The 17,630-nt window shown below is 64.1% G+C and carries 11 protein-coding genes and 1 tRNA gene; 3 read left to right on the forward strand and 9 right to left on the reverse strand.

The window, feature by feature from the left end; all coding sequences use genetic code 11:
* Positions 1–333 precede the first annotated feature (333 nt).
* Both BKA03_RS08240 and BKA03_RS08245 read right to left on the reverse strand, forming a co-directional pair.
* Positions 334–1,617, reverse strand: a complete 1,284-nt coding sequence (locus BKA03_RS08240) for an ABC transporter substrate-binding protein (protein WP_179397924.1) — start codon at positions 1,615–1,617, stop codon at positions 334–336.
* A 192-nt stretch (positions 1,618–1,809) separates the two neighbouring features.
* Entirely contained in the window at positions 1,810–2,418 is a 609-nt protein-coding gene (locus BKA03_RS08245; RefSeq protein WP_308477967.1) for an ANTAR domain-containing response regulator, read from the reverse strand.
* A 21-nt stretch (positions 2,419–2,439) separates the two neighbouring features.
* On the opposite strand from BKA03_RS08245, the gene BKA03_RS08250 reads away from it, so the two are divergent.
* Positions 2,440–2,513: transfer RNA gene (locus BKA03_RS08250), tRNA-Leu, on the forward strand.
* Between the two features lie 73 nt (positions 2,514–2,586).
* Here the strand turns inward: BKA03_RS08250 and BKA03_RS08255 are convergent.
* The 3 genes from BKA03_RS08255 to BKA03_RS08265 all read right to left on the reverse strand — a co-directional run bounded on the left by BKA03_RS08255 (position 2,587) and on the right by BKA03_RS08265 (position 7,290).
* Positions 2,587–3,318, reverse strand: a complete 732-nt coding sequence (locus BKA03_RS08255) for a type 1 glutamine amidotransferase (protein ID WP_179397926.1) — start codon at positions 3,316–3,318, stop codon at positions 2,587–2,589.
* The gene (locus tag BKA03_RS08260; RefSeq protein WP_179397927.1) at positions 3,315–4,598 is read right to left on the reverse strand and encodes a Mur ligase family protein; all 1,284 of its coding nucleotides are present in this window, start codon (positions 4,596–4,598) and stop codon (positions 3,315–3,317) included. Before BKA03_RS08260 ends, BKA03_RS08255 begins: the two co-directional genes overlap by 4 nt.
* A gap of 370 nt (positions 4,599–4,968) precedes the next feature.
* The gene (locus BKA03_RS08265; RefSeq protein WP_179397928.1) at positions 4,969–7,290 is read right to left on the reverse strand and encodes a heavy metal translocating P-type ATPase; all 2,322 of its coding nucleotides are present in this window, start codon (positions 7,288–7,290) and stop codon (positions 4,969–4,971) included.
* A gap of 290 nt (positions 7,291–7,580) precedes the next feature.
* On the opposite strand from BKA03_RS08265, the gene BKA03_RS08270 reads away from it, so the two are divergent.
* Positions 7,581–7,814 carry a YrhK family protein gene (locus BKA03_RS08270; RefSeq protein ID WP_218856007.1) on the forward strand — a complete coding sequence of 78 codons (234 nt, stop codon included), beginning with the start codon at positions 7,581–7,583 and terminating at the stop codon, positions 7,812–7,814.
* A gap of 189 nt (positions 7,815–8,003) precedes the next feature.
* On the forward strand, positions 8,004–8,480 hold the full coding sequence (locus BKA03_RS08275; protein ID WP_218856008.1) for a methylglyoxal synthase: 477 nt from the start codon (positions 8,004–8,006) through the stop codon (positions 8,478–8,480).
* Here BKA03_RS08275 and gtfA read toward each other — a convergent pair.
* The 4 genes from gtfA to gltB form a co-directional block, all read right to left on the reverse strand.
* Complete coding sequence (gtfA, locus tag BKA03_RS08280; protein ID WP_179397930.1) at positions 8,477–9,973, reverse strand: sucrose phosphorylase; 1,497 nt, start codon at positions 9,971–9,973, stop codon at positions 8,477–8,479. The two genes, BKA03_RS08275 and gtfA, sit on opposite strands and share 4 nt — an antisense overlap.
* A gap of 133 nt (positions 9,974–10,106) precedes the next feature.
* Positions 10,107–11,528 (reverse strand): pyruvate kinase, encoded by a 1,422-nt coding sequence (gene pyk / locus BKA03_RS08285; protein ID WP_179397931.1) that lies wholly within the window; start codon positions 11,526–11,528, stop codon positions 10,107–10,109.
* 19 nt (positions 11,529–11,547) lie between these two features.
* Entirely contained in the window at positions 11,548–13,017 is a 1,470-nt protein-coding gene (locus BKA03_RS08290; RefSeq protein ID WP_179397932.1) for a glutamate synthase subunit beta, read from the reverse strand.
* Entirely contained in the window at positions 13,010–17,545 is a 4,536-nt protein-coding gene (gltB, locus tag BKA03_RS08295; RefSeq protein WP_179397933.1) for a glutamate synthase large subunit, read from the reverse strand. The genes BKA03_RS08290 and gltB overlap by 8 nt, the downstream gene beginning before the upstream one ends.
* Between the last annotated feature and the right edge of the window lie 85 nt (positions 17,546–17,630).

Genomic DNA, 17,630 nt, shown 5'->3' on the forward strand with positions numbered 1-17,630 from the left:
TGGCTTGATTTGTACCGCCCAGAGGGCCCCGTGCGCTCCCAGTGGCCCTTCTTGTACCGCCGTCGGCGAAACTCTCCTCCGGTGACGGCAATGCAACCTGTCCGCGAACAGGTGGTGGATTCTCACGGGCTCAGGTGCGCGTGCTCAAGGCGGCCCAATCGACCCACCGGCCGTAGGCGGTATGGATTGAGCCACTAAGGGGCCGACAGTGGCCGTAGACGGTACAGATTGAGCCACTGAGCTGGCTTTGTTCGCGAATCAGTCGAGGATGAGCACGCAAAAGGGCCCCGGCCGAAGCCGGGGCCCTCTCGCAGTTAAGCCAAATCGCCGCAATTACGCGGTAGGCACCTTGCCGAACACTGCCTCGGTCCAGGCGGGCACGTTGTCCGCGCCGTACTGGTAGACGCCGATGTAGGCGCTCGACGGGTCGTTCTGGGCGTTGAACGGGCCGGAACCCGACACGGACTTGTACGTGATGTCCTCACCCTTCTTGATCAGGTCAGAGCACGCGACCCAACCGGTGCACTCAGTGCCGCCATTGGCGCCGGAAACGGCCGCCATGTTGGCCTGAATGGTCACGCCGTCACCCGCACCACCCTTGAGCGCCGCGAGGGCGACAAGCATCGTGGCGTCGTACGACTCGGGGCCGTACGCGTACGAGCTGAGCGTGCTGCCGTTGGCGCCGTCAAGAAGCTTCTTGAAGTCGGCGCTCGCGTTGGCACCGGGGATGGTTCCCTTGGCGCCAGTGAGCGTGCCGGCCTGGAAGTCCTTCGAGAAGTCGGACGTGTTGCCATCAACCAGGTAGAGCTTCGATGTGTCGAATCCGGCGGAAACGAGCTCAGGGATGATCTGCTTTGCCTGGTCGAACGAGATCAGCGCGATGGCCTCCGGGTTCGTGGCGAGGATCGCCTGCACGTCTGAAGAGAAGTTCGACGCAGCGGGGTCAAACTCCTGGCCCTTCTTGCCGTACGTGATCGAACCGCCAGCCGCCTCAATCGTCTTCTCCACCACGTCGCGAAGAGACGTGCCATAGTCGTCGTTGAAGACAAGGATGCCGATGTTCTTGTAGCCGTCCTTCAGGATCACGTTTGCGAGCGCGTTGCCCTGAACGGTGTCCGGCGGTGCCACCCGGAAGTAGAACGGCGAGTAGCCGGACAACGCCGTCGACGTGTTCGCGGGCGAGATCATGACGGTCTTGGCCGCCGCCACGTCGTCGACCACATTGAGCGTGACGGAGCTCGAAGCAGCGCCGATGATCGCGCCAACATTGTCACCGATCATCTTCGACACCGACTGAGAGGTGATCTGCGGCTGAGTGGTGTCGGACGAGTCCGTGTCAATTTCCTGAACGGGCGAGCCGAAGACGCCTCCAGCGGCATTGATCTCGTTGATGGCGAGTTTGACACCAGCGACCTCGGGCGGGCCGAGGAATGCGAGCGAACCGGTCAACGGCAGCAAGGTGCCGACCTTGAGCGCGCCTTGTGCGCTCGGAGCCGAAGACATCGCCGAGCTAGCCGACGTCGTGCTGGTGCCTCCGCCGGACGAACAGGCGGCTAGGGCAAGGGACGCGACGGCGCCAAGTGCGACGCCGCGTGCGATGGTGTTCCATCGAGCCATGGTTTTCCCTCCATACAGGTGCGGCGGGGGCAAGCCCGCCGGGGCCACCGCGAGGACGGTCCTCGACGGCAACTGACATCACCGTACTGGGGTCGGATTTCATCCGTGCGTCACATGGATCACGATTCTGTGACCTTTGAAGCGGAATTGGGACTCAAGTCCCGGTGTTTAGCAGGCTAAACACTTTGCGGGCTACTTGCCCATCTGGTCGATGACGGCTTCCGCAACTTCTCGCATAGTGAGACGCCTGTCCATCGAGGTCTTCTGAATCCATCGAAAGGCCTCGGGCTCGTTGAGCTGCATCTTCTCCATGAGAATGCCCTTAGCGCGCTCGACCGTCTTGCGGGTCTCCATACGCTCGGTCATATCGGCGATCTCGTTTTCGAGCGCCCGAATCTCCACGAAGCGGGATGCGGCAATCTCCACCGCGGGCAGAAGGTCGGCAGGCGTGAAGGGCTTGACCACATACGCCATGGCCCCTGCGTCGCGCGCGCGCTCCACCAGCTCCATTTGCGAGAACGCCGTCAGCAACACTACGGGAGCGAGGCGTTCCTTCGCGATGTGTTCGGCGGCCGTGATGCCGTCCATGACGGGCATCTTGACGTCCATGACCACCACGTCGGGCTTGAACTCCCGGGCGAGCGCGACGGCCTCCTCGCCGTTCGAGGCCTCGCCGACGACGTCATAGCCGCCCTCGCGAAGGGTCTCGACGATGTCCATGCGGATCAGCGCCTCGTCTTCGACAACGATGGCGCGGCGCTTGGTGGCGATGAATTCTGCGGGTTCAATGGAGTCATTCACAAGCGCTAGCCTAGTGCTCACGCCCCGATAGCCCAACCGGCAGAGGCATACGGCTCAAACCCGTACCAGTGTGGGTTCGAATCCCACTCGGGGCACACTCCTGAACCACGAAAACGCGGCCCTCATCCCCGTGACGACAACGTGAACCGAACTGCCGTCGCGAGGCCGTCACACACCCAGTTGTCGCGCTCGCGACCGGGCGCGCTCCGCGAGTTGGTCATCGATCTGCGCAGGGGCAAACGCGCCGTAGCGACGCACCGCCGCCGCCTCAATGAGCGCGTCGGCGAATCGCGGGTTCTTCGGCAGCACGGAGCCGTGCAGGTACGTGCCATACACGTTGTTGTATATCGCTCCCTCCGTCCGGTCACGACCGTTGTTTCCGGAGCCCATGGCGATCTCGCCAAACGGACGCTGGCCTTCGCCCAACATCGTCAGGCCGCTGTGATTCTCGTAGCCGAACACCTCGCCGAACTGGGTGTTTGCGCGGACGTTGCCCACGAGCCTCTTCGGCCCGCCGTAGGTGGCCACGTCAAAGATTCCGATGCCGTCCAGCCGCTCGCCGGTCACGGTCTCGAAGAAGTTCCCAAAAAGTTGGTAGAGCCCGCACACCATGAGCATCGCGACTCCGTCATCGGCCAGGCCATGGATGTGGTCCCCGAGCGCAAGTAGATCGTCCGCCACCAAACCCTGACCGGAGTCTTGCCCGCCGCCGCCAACGATGAGGTCCACATCCTCCGGAAAAGCCACGCCGGGGCGGTGGACGACCACCTCGGGGTCGTATCCGTGCCACTGGGCGCGTCTCACCATCGTGAGCACATTTCCGGTGTCTCCGTAAATATTCATCTGCTCTGGGTAGAGGTGGACGATCCTCAGAGGCAGTGCCGCGTTGTGCGTCGTCATTGGATACCCGCCAGATCGAACTTCGAGGCGAGGACGCTTCGAATCGCCATCATCGCCGTGTAGGTGCAGTAGATGCGTTTGGGTCCCTCGATCGCCAGAAACCTGTCGAGCGCGGCTGGCAACGCGCCTTCGACGTGCGCCACCTCGATGTTGTCGTAGTGAAGCCGCAGCGCCATGTCGTCCGCGCGGGTTCCGCTGACGACCGCCACATCGCTCAGGCTCGAGAAGTCCACGTCCCACAGCCACGACGTGTCCCTGCCGTCGGCGTAGCGGTCGTTGATCGCGATCATCGTCGCGGCGTCATTCTCGGCGTAGGAACGCAACGAGAGGCGGAAGCCCGAGGGGTTCTTGACCAGGACAATCTCGAGCGGCGAACCGTCGACGTCGATGGACTCGCCCCTCCCGAATGCAGGCCCGACCGAGCCCAGCGCCTTGAGGAGAACGTCGCCCGAGGCCCTGTCCCGCAGCACCATGCGGACGATGCTCAACGCTGCGGCTCCGTTCAGCGCATTGTGCACGCCGTCTATCGCGAGGTCGACTGGCGGCTGCACCGCGCCTTCGAAAGAGTAGGTGGCGGACTTTCCGCCGAGTCCGGTCAACACAACGTCAGCGTCGTTATCCGGCTCGACCGTCGCCAGTGACGGATCGGGACCCGCCCCGTACAGGTGGCCATCATCGGGGAATAGATGCTGCACGGAGCTGCCCGACCCGAAATACCGGCGCTCCACCACGGCGGGCAGGGCTTCCCCGATGCGACTCACGAGCGGATCGTCGCGATTCAGCACGACGCCGACCTGCGTGGCACGCGCCACCTTCTCGAGCAACCGTGCCGTGTAGTCGACCTCACCGAAGCGATCGAGCTGGTCCCGCGTGATGTTGAGCAGGAGCGAGTACCGCGGCGGAACCTCTCGGATGAAGTGGATCGCGTGCGCCTCGTCGAGCTCGAGGACCGCGATGTCGGCGTTGAGCTTGCCGTGCTCGTCAAGCTCGCCAAGCATGCCCGCGATGATGCCCCGCGTGAAGTTGCTCCCCGACCTGTTTGAGAACACCTTGAGCCCGGTGGCGCGCAATAGTTCGACGACCATCTTCGTCGTAGTCGTCTTGCCGTTCGTGCCGGTGATGACAACAACACCTTCTGGAAGGCCGGCAAGGGCGGCAGCCAGGAACCCAGGGTCTAGCCGCTCCACGACGAGACCAGGCAACGCGGTACCGCTGCCCCTGAGTTGTGCAAGGCGCCTGACAAGCAGACCGATCCTGACTGCGCTCCTGTGCGAAAGCACGTCTCCCACTTTCTCTCGGCTTGCTACTCGCACTGGCCGCGTCGCAATTCGGCTCGCCCGGTTCGTCGCGCTCGCTCGATCGCCCTCATGCTACCCCGCACGCTTGGCGCACAAGATGAGTGCGCGGCGACGCTCCGGATGGGGTTTCCGCGAGGTCCCCAACCTTGAATAGGGTCGAGTCGTGGGCTGACTTGGTCGATCGGCTCAAGCGGGCGCCGACCGCGCGTTTATGAGGGCCGCAAGACCGCGTCCACAGGGGCAATGGCGCCGTCGTCGGTGTCTGCCAACCAGACGAAGCTCGCTCGCGACGGACTCATTCAGTGCACGTCCTCCGGGAACTTCGGCCTCAACCCCGCGGGCAGCGATGCCGTCAGGGCTGACGCGCGGCAGCTCCGCGTGCCGGACCTGCCGGTACGAGGCTGAATGCGCCCTCCTCCTCTTGTGCGTTGTGCAGGCGCAGCACCGCGTAGAGCCCATAGAGAACCCGCCTCAGTTCGACGACGTCCTCGGGCTGGACGCTGTCGTTGTCAAGATCCGTGAGCAATCGGCGCAGCCTGCTGACCTGGTGCTCGATCTCGGCGTGGGTGCGGCTCATCGATGCGGTCGCGTCGGTACCGCCAAGCGCCCGAGAGACGAGAGGCACGAGCTGCGCCTCGTCGGCGCGCTCGTGCGGGAGGAGTTCTCCCTCGAGCCGTTTGAGAAGCGTATGTGCCGGCGCAAGGTCGCAATCCCTCGTCGAGAGAGCGTCGGCAACGGCGCGGATCTGCTCGACGACGACGAGCACCGCGTCGTGCTCAACCTTGAGTGCGCGGGCGATGGCTACGTCGGCGGGCGGCATGGCAATCGTGTGCACTCTGCCCGGCAGGACGGCCCGCAACGCGATGCCGATCGCCAGCACGTCGATGACTTCTTGCGTGACGGCGCCGATCGCGGGCGCGAGCAGTCCGACTGCGGCTGCGACCATCGCCACGAATGACAGGCCCATCCCGACGAGGACCGCCTGCAGGGCGATGCGCTTGGACCTGCGAGCGATGAGAATCGCATCCGCGAGGGCATCGAGCCGGTCGACGGTCAGGACCACGTCGGCAGCCTCCGACGAGGCGGTCGCCCCGCGCGCAGCCAGCGCCACGCCCACCCCTGCCGCCGCCAAGGCGGGGGCATCGTTGACGCCGTCACCCACCATGATCGTCGAACCCAGCTCCTCCTCGATTTCGATCGCCGCGAGTTTGTCGGCTGGGTCGCACTCGGCCAGCACGGTGTCGACCCCGACGATGCGCCCCACCGCGTCCGCGATATCGGCCCGGTCTCCCGTGACCAAGACGACCCGGCTGATACCCACCTCGCGAAGCGCGCGAACCATCCGTGGCGCGTCCGGCCGAATCGGGTCTTCGAGAAGGAATGCGCCCGCCGGCTCGCCGTCGACCGCGACGAAGACGGTCAGCGAGCCATCCAGGTCTGCACGACGGCGCACCTGGCGCACCCACGCGGGCTGCACGCCGTCGACGATCCATGAGGCCTTGCCCACCCGCACCTCGTGGGAACCGATCCTTCCGCCCAAGCCATAGCCGTGTTCCTCGTGCACATCTTCGGGCATCTCGAGCCGCAGGCCCCGTCGCGTCGCTGCGGTGACAATTGAACTGGCGAGCACGTGCGGTGAGACTTGGTCGAGCGAGGCCGCCAGGCGCAGTATCTCGTCTGAGTCGATGTGGTCGCCTGCGGTCACGACGTCGGCGAGGGTCGGCTGCCCCTGAGTCAGGGTGCCTGTCTTGTCGAACAGAATCACCCGCCCAGCGGCCAACCGTTCGAGGGCTCCACCACCTTTGATGACGACGCCGATGTGCGCCGCTCGCGACAGCCCAGACATGATGGCGATGGGTGCCGCCAAGAGCAGCGGACAGGGCGTGGCCACGACCAGCACGGCGACGGCGCGTACAGGGTCCCCGCTGAGGGCCCATGCGGCACCAGCGAGCACCAGCGTCAGGGGGACGAACACGACCGCGAAGCGATCCGCGGCGCGGACGAACGGCGCCGACGATGCCTGCGCCTGCTCCACCAGTCGCACCACGCCCGCATAGGTTGACTCTGCCGCCACCGACGTCGCCATGAGATCTATCGGCGATCCGGCGTTGACCACCCCGCTGCGCACCTCATCCCCGGCGGGCCTCTCGACCGGGAATGACTCCCCGGTCAGCGCCGCTTCATCCAGGACCCCGGCCGACATGAGCCGCCCGTCCACCGGAACCACCTCTCCCGTGCCCACCAGGATCCGATCACCCTTGGCGACGTCGTCCACGGGGACCTCCACGACTCGGCCGTCTACCTGACGTCGGGCCGTTCGCGGGGCGCGCTCGACGAGTAGGCTCAACTCCCGCCTCGCGCGTGCTCCCGCGCGCGCCTCGAGCAGCACGCCGGTCGCCAGCATCACCGTGATCATCGCCCCCGCAAACCACTCGCCCACCACCAGGGCGCCAGCCAATGCGAGCAAAGCGATGACGTCGACGCTCAACTGACGTTGGCGGACCGCGGCCACCGTCCAGGCGATCGCGAACAGCAACCCAAGGCACGTCCCTGCTCCCCACAGCAACTCGGCCACCGACATCGATCCGAGTAGCCACGCCCCGCCGCCCGCGAGCAGCAGCGCGGTGGAGGAGACAAAGAGAAGAAATTCCATGCGATCTCGCAACCAAGTCATGAACTCATCGTCACCGTCGGCGCCGCGATGTGTCAACGCGCGACGGAAATTGCGCCTGGCCAGACATTCGAATCCGGTGTCGCGTCCGGATGCGGCACACGTACCGCGTCCTTGTGTCGTCGGTCGACAGGCATTCTGCGCGCCTGCATGACACGTTTCGGTGATGCGCACAACGACGCTCACCTGCTCGCACATTGAAGCCAAGGTGGTACCGTCGCGACCAGATCGGCGGGCAGCGGCGTGAGGCTGCGTCACACAACCGCCGACTGGAACGTCGGAGGAATTTCGCCTTGATCCGTACTCTCGTCCAGGACTATGAACACATCCATACCGCCATTGGCATTATGGGGAACCTACTGTTCGTCGTGGGCTCGGTGCTGTTCTACAAGGCCTTTGATCAGTACCACATGCTTGCCGTTTCGCTGTTCGTCGTCGGATCGGTGTTCATGTCCGTGGGTGCGATAGGGAGCGGGCTGCGCAGGCTGTTTCAGCGACGCGACATGGCATCGTCCTCGCACGCTTGACCCCGGTCTGTTCCGGCGCCTGACCCTTTACTTGCTTTTCAAAAGTCCGATCGCCGCCACGGCGGGCGACACACGACCCCGACGGATGCCGGGGACGCCGGGAACTCGCCAGCAAACTCTCGACGGGAAGCCTGGAAGGCTGGAGGTCGCTCTGGCGCCACGCCCGCGCCGGTCGTCATACTCATGGGTATGAAACCGCACCGCGACAGGGTTGATGCCAAGCGACACATTGCGCTGGTTGCCCACGACAACAAGAAGGTCGAGCTCCTTGAGTGGGCCAGCTACAACAGGGACACCCTTGCGCCCCACCACCTCTACGCGACGGGCACCACAGGCACGATGCTCGAATACGAGTTGGGTCTGCCCGTCCAGCGATTCCTTTCTGGCCCGGTCGGCGGCGACCAGCAGATTGGCGCCAAGATCGCCGAGGGCGTCATCGACATGCTCTTCTTCCTGTGGGACCCGCTCGAGGCGCAACCCCACGATCCGGATGTGAAGGCGCTGCTGCGGCTTGGCGCAGTATGGAATATCCCGATGGCCTCGAACGTGGCCACGGCCGACTTCCTGATCTCGTCCCCCCTGTTCGCCACCCAGTACGACCGCGTAGTTCCCGACTTCGGTCAGAGGGACTGGCGCGGGGTCACAGGACAAGACGACTCGAGCTAGTCGAGCGAGGGCGGACTCGCGAGCAGGTCGAAGGTCTGACCCTCCGCTCCTTCGTGAGACCAGGTGATCGAGGCTTCACGACGAGCGAGGTTCACCTCGAGAACCGCCCACGACTGCCCCGCGCTCCACTTCATCGACATCTCGGAAGCTTCCGCGTCGTGAGAAAAGGCGAACTCGCCGTCGAAGACAGGAAGCGTCGACCGGAATTTGCACAGTTCGAGTAGCGCGGCGACCACCGGTCGGCTCACCTCCGTGGCGACCTCGCCGGACGTGTAGTAATGCCTATTGATGTCTCTTCCGACGTGAGTGCGGCCAAGCAGCTCGGTGTCATTGCGTCCCGCGAGGGCGCCCACGTAGTAGACCTGCGGAATCCCTGGCACGAAGAACTGGATGGCCCTCGCGATCAGGTACGCGTTCTCGTCGCCGCCCAGGGCATCAAAGTAGGTGCAATTCACCTGGTAAAGGTCCAGGTTGGACGCCGACGCTCCCGTCGCCAAGAGACTCGTCCCGCCGGAGTTCTGGTGGATCTGCTTGACGAGCGCGTCGAGTTGCGTCGGGGTCAACAGACCCGGACGGTCGATCGCGGTCTGGTCGGCCCCCACGTCAATCACGCCGATGCCGTCGTGAGTGTCCAGGACGGTCATGGCGTTCACCGGCCGGATGTCCATCCATCTCGCCAAGGGCGCGCCGTCGCCCGTGCCGAGCGCATGCAGGACAAGCGGCGGCAGGGCAAAGTCATAGACCCTGTCCACCGCGGCACCTATGGCGATCTGGCGCTCGAAGTACGAGTGCACCTCAACAAGCACCTCGACTCCCCTGGCTCGCGCCTTGGCCGTGAAGTCCGCGATGAAGTCAAATGTCGCGTCGGTCATGAAGCACGTGGTGCCCGGGGTCTTGATGGCGTAGCCGACGGCGTCCAACCGCACCATGGTGACCCCTGCTTGAGCGACGGCCTCGAGAATCGCGTTCAGATAGTCCTGCGCGGCCGGGTGGGAGACGTCGATGTCGATCTGCTGCGGGGTGAAGGTCGTCCACACAAAGCGTTGTTTGCCACCGACGCGGTAGGGAGTGAAGGGCAGGCCAGGTCGGGGCCGATACACGGTCGTAAGGTCCGCTTCGGTGGCCCCGTTGGGGAACACCGAGGACATGGTCAGGAACATCCCCGCGTACGGAGACTCGTCGCCCCTGGCACACCAGTCAAGGAAGGAGGCAGAGGAGGACGAAACGTGGTTCACGATGATGTCGACCATGACATCACCTTGACTGGCTAGGGCGCCGATGCTACCCCAGGTGCCGAGCCGGGGGTCAACGGACGTGTGGTCGGTGGGGTCAAAGCCTGCATCGGCCCCATCGAAGGGGGTGAAGAACGGAAGCACGTGCACTCCACCGAAGGCGCCATTCCAGGGAGCGCTCGCCATCAGTGCGGTCAATCCGCCGAGGTCCCCCGCCAAGCGGTCCGCGTATGTGATGAGTTGAACCGCATTGCGCGCCATTCCAACCACTCCCCTGAGTCTGCCGTCACGATGTTCGCCCGAACCACAACCCTAGGACCTTGACGTCTCGGGTGTACAAACGCAAAGGACCCGTCGGCTGTCACCGACGAGTCCTTTGAGCGTTTGCTGGCTGCTACTTGCGAACCTGACCGACCTTGTGAACCACGATCGAGTTTGTCGTGCCCGGAATGCCAATGGGCGTACCGGAGACGATGACAACGAGGTCGCCATCGACGGCCCTGCCCGTGTCCTTGAGGAGCGAATCAACGATATTGACCATGTCGTCCGTCGTCTCCGCCTTGGGAACGATCGTGGTCCTGACGCCCCACGACAGTGCCAGACGCTTCTGGGTGTCGGGGTTCGGCGTCAGCGCTAGCATCGGCGTCTCGGGGCGTAGGCGCGACATCCGCTGCGCGGAGTCCCCGGATTGCGTGAACGTCACGATGTACTTGACATCGAGAGTCTCGGAAATCTCGGCGGCCGCGTGGGTCACGGCGCCACCGCGGGTCTTGGGGCTAGCCAAGTACGGCGCGATGCGGCTGAACCCCTTCTGCTCGGTGTTCTTGATGATGCGGGCCATCGTCTCCACCGTGATAATCGGGTAGTCGCCAACCGAGGTCTCGCCCGAGAGCATGACCGCGTCGGCACCATCGAGAATCGCGTTCGCGCAGTCCGAGGTTTCGGCACGCGTTGGCACGGGCGAGTGAGTCATGGACTCGAGCACCTGCGTCGCGACGATGACGGGCTTGGCCTGCGAGCGGCACAGCTCAATGGCGCGCTTCTGTACGAGAGGCACGTCCTCAAGCGGAAGCTCGACACCGAGGTCGCCACGGGCAACCATCACGCCGTCAAAGGCGTCCACGATCTCTTCGAGATTGTCGACAGCCTGGGGCTTCTCGACCTTGGCGATCACGGGAACGATACGACCCTCTTCGGCCATAATGCGCGCCACATCCGCATAGTCGGCCGCCGAACGCACGAACGACAGCGCGATGAAGTCGGCGCCGAGCTTGAGGCCCCAACGCAGGTCAGACTCATCCTTCTCGGACATGGCGGGGACCGACACGGCAACGCCGGGAAGGTTGATGCCCTTGTTGTTCGACACGGGACCGGGAACGATCACCTTGGTCACCACGTCTGTGCCGTCCTTGACCTCCATGACCTCGACGCGGACCTTGCCGTCGTCGATGAGCAGGAAGTCGCCAGCCTTGCAGTCACCAGCGAGGCCCTTGAACGTCGTACCGCAAATCTCCTTGGTGCCCTCAACCTCGCGTGTGGTGATCGTGAAGATGTCACCCACCGCAAGATCGTGAGGCCCATCGACGAAGCGCGCAAGGCGGATCTTGGGTCCCTGAAGGTCAACGAGGACCGCGACGTTGCGTCCGGCCTCTGCCGCCGCCTGACGCACGTTCCGGTACACCTGCTCGTGCTCTTCGGCGCTGCCGTGGCTGCGGTTGATACGGGCAACATCCATGCCCGCCTCCACCAGCAACTTCATCTGGTCCAGCGACGCAGTCGCGGGGCCGATGGTGCAGACAATCTTCGCGTTTCGCATGTTCTCCAACCTAGGTGTTTCAGGCCCGTAGCGAGACGGTTCTCGCCGTCACGGGCGCCGGAAGCTCGGTGCTTCCGGTGAGGTATGTATCAATTGCCGCGGCTGCGGCGCGTCCTTCAGCGATCGCCCACACCACAAGAGACTGCCCGCGTCCTGCATCTCCGGCGACGAAGACGCCGTCGACCGCAGTAGCAAAGGAGTCGTTGCGTGCCACCGTGCCACGGGGCGTAAATCCAATGTGCTCGAGTTGGCTCAACGTTCCGCGCTCGGGGCCCGTGAATCCCATGGAGATCAACACGAGGTCCGCGGGAATCTCTTGCTCGGAACCGGGAGCAGGCCCGCGCGAACCGTCGGGCATAATCTGGGTTTGAGCAAGTCGAATCGTCGTCACCTGCTCGTCCTCGTCGGCGAGAAACTCAATCGTCGATGCAAGGAAGCGACGTTCTCCTCCCTCTTCATGCGAAGACGAGATGTCAAAGAGCATCGGATGCGTCGGCCACGGCTGCGATCGCGCGTCCCTTGCTTCCGGCGGCTTCACACCAATGGCAAGAGTCGTCACCGACTTGGCTCCCTGGCGCAACGCGGTGCCCAGGCAGTCAGAGCCGGTGTCTCCACCGCCGATGATGATCACGTGCTTGTCCTTTGCGGTGATCTGGCGCTCGACAGTGTCGCCCGCAGCCACCTTGTTGCCCTGAGTCAGGTACGGCATCGCAAAGTGGATGCCCCTATAGCGTCGCCCAGGAACAGGCAAGTCTCGCGGGACCGTCGACCCAGTAGCGATGAGAACGGCGTCAAATCGGGCCCGCAGATCGTCCCATGTGACGTCCTTGCCGATCTCGACACCGGTGCGGAAGCGAGTGCCCTCGGCCTCCATCTGCTCGACGCGCCTGTCGATATGGATCTTTTCCATTTTGAAGTCGGGCACGCCATTGCGCATCAGGCCGCCGATGCGAATGTCGCGCTCGTACACGGCAACGGTGTGGCCCGCCCTCGTCAGCTGCTGTGCGGCCGCGAGGCCCGAAGGACCGGAGCCAACGACCGCCACCGTTCTTCCAGTCTGACGTGAAGGCTCGAGCGGCTTGACCAGGCCCCGCCTGAACCCTTCATCGATGATCGAGACCTCGATGTTCTTGATGGTCACCGCGGGTTGGTTGATGCCAAGCACGCAACTCGACTCGCACGGCGCGGGGCAAATGCGCCCCGTGAACTCCGGGAAGTTGTTGGTCGCATGGAGCCTGTCGAGGGCATCCTCCCACTGGCCACGGTGCACAAGGTCATTCCATTCGGGAATGAGGTTCCCCAGGGGGCATCCTTGGTGGCAGAACGGCACGCCGCAGTCCATGCATCTACTCGCCTGACGGTTGAGCGCCTCAGGGTCGGCGGCAAGCTCGTCCCTGACGTACTTCCAGTCGAGCAATCGCACGGGAACGGGCCTGGGAGGAGGCAACTCCCTTTCACGATGCTTCAGGAATCCGCGAAAATCAGCCACGAGTCACCTCCAGGAATTCGGTCCACGCGCCGGGCGCCGACAGGTCGCGTCCACTGGCATCGAGTTCCGCCAACGCCTCGCGAACCCTCGCATATTGCGCGGGAAGCACGCGGCTGAACCGCTCGACCGACTTCTCCCAGTTGGCAAGCAGTTCTCGTCCCCGCGGAGAGTCAGTCTCTTCGACGTGCTTCTCAACCAAGGTACGGACGATGACCGTGTCTTCCTCATCGAGCGCGCTCACAGTGAGTTCGCCGGAGGCGAGCGCCTCCTTGTTGACGCGCTCCGTCCTGATGTCGAGCACGTAGGCGGTGCCGCCTGACATACCGGCACCGAAATTGCGGCCCGTGCGACCGAGCACCACGGCGATTCCGCCGGTCATGTACTCGAGCGCATGGTCGCCGACGCCCTCCACGACCGCCGACGCACCGGAGTTGCGGACCAAGAAGCGCTCCCCGACTTGACCGCGCAGGAAGATCTCTCCGCTCGTCGCGCCATAGCCGATCACGTTGCCCGCGATCACGTCGAGGGCATCGTTCAGTGCCGCGGATCGATCCGGCCTCACGATGACCCTGCCGCCGGAGAGGCCCTTGGCAACGTAGTCATTCGCGTCTCCCTCGAGGCGCAAGGTCACGCCACGCGGCAAGAACGCACCGAAGGACTGGCCTGCCGAACCCACACACTGGACCGAAATCGTGTCGTCGGGAAGGCCCTCACCCCTATAGCGACGAGTGACCTCGTATCCAAGCATCGTGCCAATCGTGCGGTTCGTGTTGCGAACGTCGCGCGTCAGCACGACCGGTTCTCCTGTTTCGAGCGCCGTCTTCGCCTCCGCGATGAGTCCGACGTCGAGCGCCGCGTCGAGTCCGTGATCTTGAGCGACGGACTGGTGCAATGCGCTCCCCGGCTGGGGCACGGCCAGGATGGGACTCAGGTCGAGGCCTTGAGCCTTCCAGTGGTCCACCGCGGCGCGAGTGTCGAGAAGTTCGACGTGGCCGACCGCCTCCTCAATCGAGCGGAACCCAAGAGCCGCAAGCTGCTCACGCACCTGCTGAGCCATGAACTCGAAGAAGGTCTCGACGAACTCGGGCTTCCCGCTGAAGCGCTCACGCAATTCGGGGTTCTGCGTGGCGACTCCCACGGGGCACGTGTCCTTGTGGCACACGCGCATCATGATGCATCCCGACACGACAAGGGGCGTGGTCGCGAAACCGAACTCCTCGGCACCAAGAAGTATCGCGACCATGACGTCGCGGCCCGTCTTGAGCTGACCGTCGACCTGCACGACGATGCGGTCACGAAGGTCATTGCGCACGAGGGTTTGCTGGGTATCGGCCAGCCCTATCTCCCACGGCGCCCCCGCATGCTTGAGCGAGTTGAGCGGGCTCGCGCCCGTACCTCCGTCTGATCCCGAAATGAGCACCACATCGGACTTGCATTTGGCAACGCCCGCGGCGATCGTGCCGACCCCCACTTCAGACACGAGCTTGGTGTGAATTCGCGCCCTCGGGTTCGAGTTCTTGAGGTCGTGGATCAACTGCTTGAGGTCTTCGATCGAGTAGATATCGTGGTGAGGAGGCGGGGAAATGAGGCCGACGCCGGGCGTTGAGTGCCTCGTTTCCGCGATCCACGGATATACCTTCTCGGCCGGTAGCTGGCCGCCCTCGCCGGGCTTGGCGCCTTGAGCGAGCTTGATCTGGAGGTCGTCTGCGTTCACCAAGTACTCGCTCGTCACGCCAAAGCGTCCGGACGCCACTTGCTTGATGGCGCTGCGCCTCTTCGGGTCGTACAGACGCTCTCGTGCCTCGCCGCCCTCGCCGGTGTTGGACTTGCCACCGAGTTTGTTCATTGCCATCGCGAGGGTCTCGTGCGCTTCCCTGGAAATGGAGCCGTAGGACATCGCGCCCGTGGTGAAACGCTTGTAGATGTCGCGCTGGTGTTCGACCTCTTCGATGGGCACTGGCGGCCTGTCGGATTTGATCTCGAACAGACCTCGCAAGGTCATCAGTCGTTTTGCCTGGCTGTTGACCCGTTCCGTGTACTCGTTGAAGACGGCATATTGGCGCGTCCTGGTCGAGTGCTGAAGCTTGAACACCGTCTCGGGGTCAAACAAATGCTCCTCGCCCTCGCGACGCCACTGATACTCGCCGCCGACGTTGAGCCTGCGGTGAGCGGGTCGCTGTCCGGACGCCGGGTAGGCATCGGCGTGCCTGTCCGCGACCTCGCGTGCGATCACATCGAGACCGACGCCGTCGATCTGGCTTGGCGTGCCCGCGAAGTGGCGATCGACAAGCTCTCGCGAGAGTCCGATGGCCTCAAAGATCTGAGCACCACGGTACGAGGCAATCGTCGAGATGCCCATCTTCGACATGATCTTGAGAACACCTTTGCCGAGCGCCTTGATCAGGTTCTTGACGGCCTTCTCGGCTGTGATGTCGGTGATGTACCCACGAGCCACGAGGTCTTCGACCGTTTCCATGGCCAAATACGGGTTCACGGCGCCAACGCCGTAGCCGATCAGCAGCGCAACGTGGTGAACCTCGCGCACGTCACCGGCCTCCACCACCAGGGAGACCTGGGTGCGGTTGTGGTTCCTGACCAAATGGTGGTGAACGGCGGAGGTGAGCAACAGGGACGGGATCGGCGCGAAGTCCGCGTCCGAGTCTCTGTCAGACAGGATGAGGAAGCTCACGCCGTCGTCGAGGGCCTTATCGACCTCGACGAAGATTGCTTCGAGGCGCGATTCAAGCCCCGCCCCACCGTCGTCGACCTTGTACAGGCCCTGGATGCGGCGCGACGAGAAGATGCCCTTAAGTTTGGGATCCGCATCAATGTGGATGATCTTGGCTAGCTCGTCGTTGTCGATGACGGGGAAGTCCAGCGTCACCTTGCGCGCGTGCTCAGGAATGCCCTCGAGAAGGTTCGGCTCGGGGCCGATCGCTCCGCCGATGGCCGTCACGATCTCTTCTCGGATCGAGTCGAGCGGCGGGTTGGTCACCTGCGCGAACATCTGGGTGAAGTAGTCGAATAGCAGCTTGGGGCGCTTCGAAAGCACGGCAATCGGGGTATCGGAGCCCATCGCCCCAATTGGCTCGGCGCCGGCCTTCGCCATCGGCTCGATAAGAACCTTGAGCTCTTCCTCCGTGTAGCCAAACGTGCGCTGCCTGCGCACCACGGAAGATCGTGAGTGCGAGATGTGTTCCCTGTCGGGAAGGTTTGCCAGGCGCACTGCGTGGCGTTCGACCCACTCCTCGTAGGGGTGTTCCGCGGCAAGTGCCGTCTTGACCTCATCGTCCTCGACGATGCGGCCGGCCGCGGTGTCGACCAAAAGCATGCGCCCTGGTTGCAGGCGTCCCTTTCGGACGACATCGGCGGGGTCGATGTCGAGCAGCCCAGCCTCAGAGCCACACACCACGAGACCGTCCGAGGTCACCCAGAAGCGACCCGGACGCAAGCCGTTGCGGTCGAGGGTCGCCCCGATCAGGGTGCCGTCGGTGAAGTGCAATGCGGCCGGGCCATCCCATGGCTCGACCAGCGACGAGTGGTACTCATAGAACGCGCGACGCGACGGGTCCATCTCGGTGTTGTTCTGCCACGCCTCAGGCATCATCATGAGCACCGCGTGCGGCAGGCTACGCCCCGCGAGGTGCAGGAGCTCGAGCACCTCGTCGAACGAGGCCGTGTCCGATGCGGAGGGTGAACACACCGGCAGGAGATCCTTGATCTCACCGAGGAGATCGGACTTGAGCTTGCCCTCGCGCGCGGCCATCCAGTTGCGGTTACCTCGAACCGTGTTGATCTCGCCGTTGTGCGCGATCAGACGCAAAGGCTGGGCGAGTGGCCACGACGGGAAGGTGTTCGTTGAGAAGCGCGAGTGCACCAAGGCAAGTTCCGACGCGAACAACGGGTCCAGCAGATCAGGAAACACCTGCTCCAGCTGGTAGGTCGTGAGCATGCCCTTGTAGGTGAGCGTGCGAGCCGACAGCGACGCGAAGAACGGGCCGCCTTGGTGGTCTGCGCGCTTGCGGACTCGGTACAGCCTGCGGTCGAGATCAATTCCGGTGAGCTTCTCCGCGACGACGAAGACTTGGCGGAAGGTTGGTGCGGCAGCCCGGGCCAACGGCCCGATCGGATCCAGGTTGACGGGGACGTCTCGCCAGCCAAGCACAACGGCGCCCTCGGCGCTCGCGGCCGCCTCGAAAGCGGCGACCTCCTGAGCCTCTTTGCCAGGTGTGAGGAAGGCGATGCCAACCCCATACATGCCCGCATCGGGAAGATCAAAGTCCGTCACCGACTGCAAGAACGCGTGCGGAATCTGCGTCAGGATGCCGGCGCCGTCACCCGTCTCGGTCTCGGCCCCCACCCCGCTGCGATGCTGCAGGTTCTTGAGGGCTGTGAGCCCCTTGTCGACGATGTCACGTCCCGCATGTCCACGCAGAGTCGCTACAAAGGCCACGCCGCAAGCGTCGTGCTCGAAGGAGGGGTCATAGAGCCCCTCCGAGGGCCATTCACCCCCGTGATGCGTCGTCATTACACCGTCCTTTACCGTTCCGGCGCCTAGCCGCGAACCTCAGTCGTTTCGGGGCGCCGTCGACCCGGTGTACACACGATCATTG

This window comes from Demequina lutea, from assembly GCF_013409005.1.
Lineage (GTDB): Bacteria > Actinomycetota > Actinomycetes > Actinomycetales > Demequinaceae > Demequina > Demequina lutea.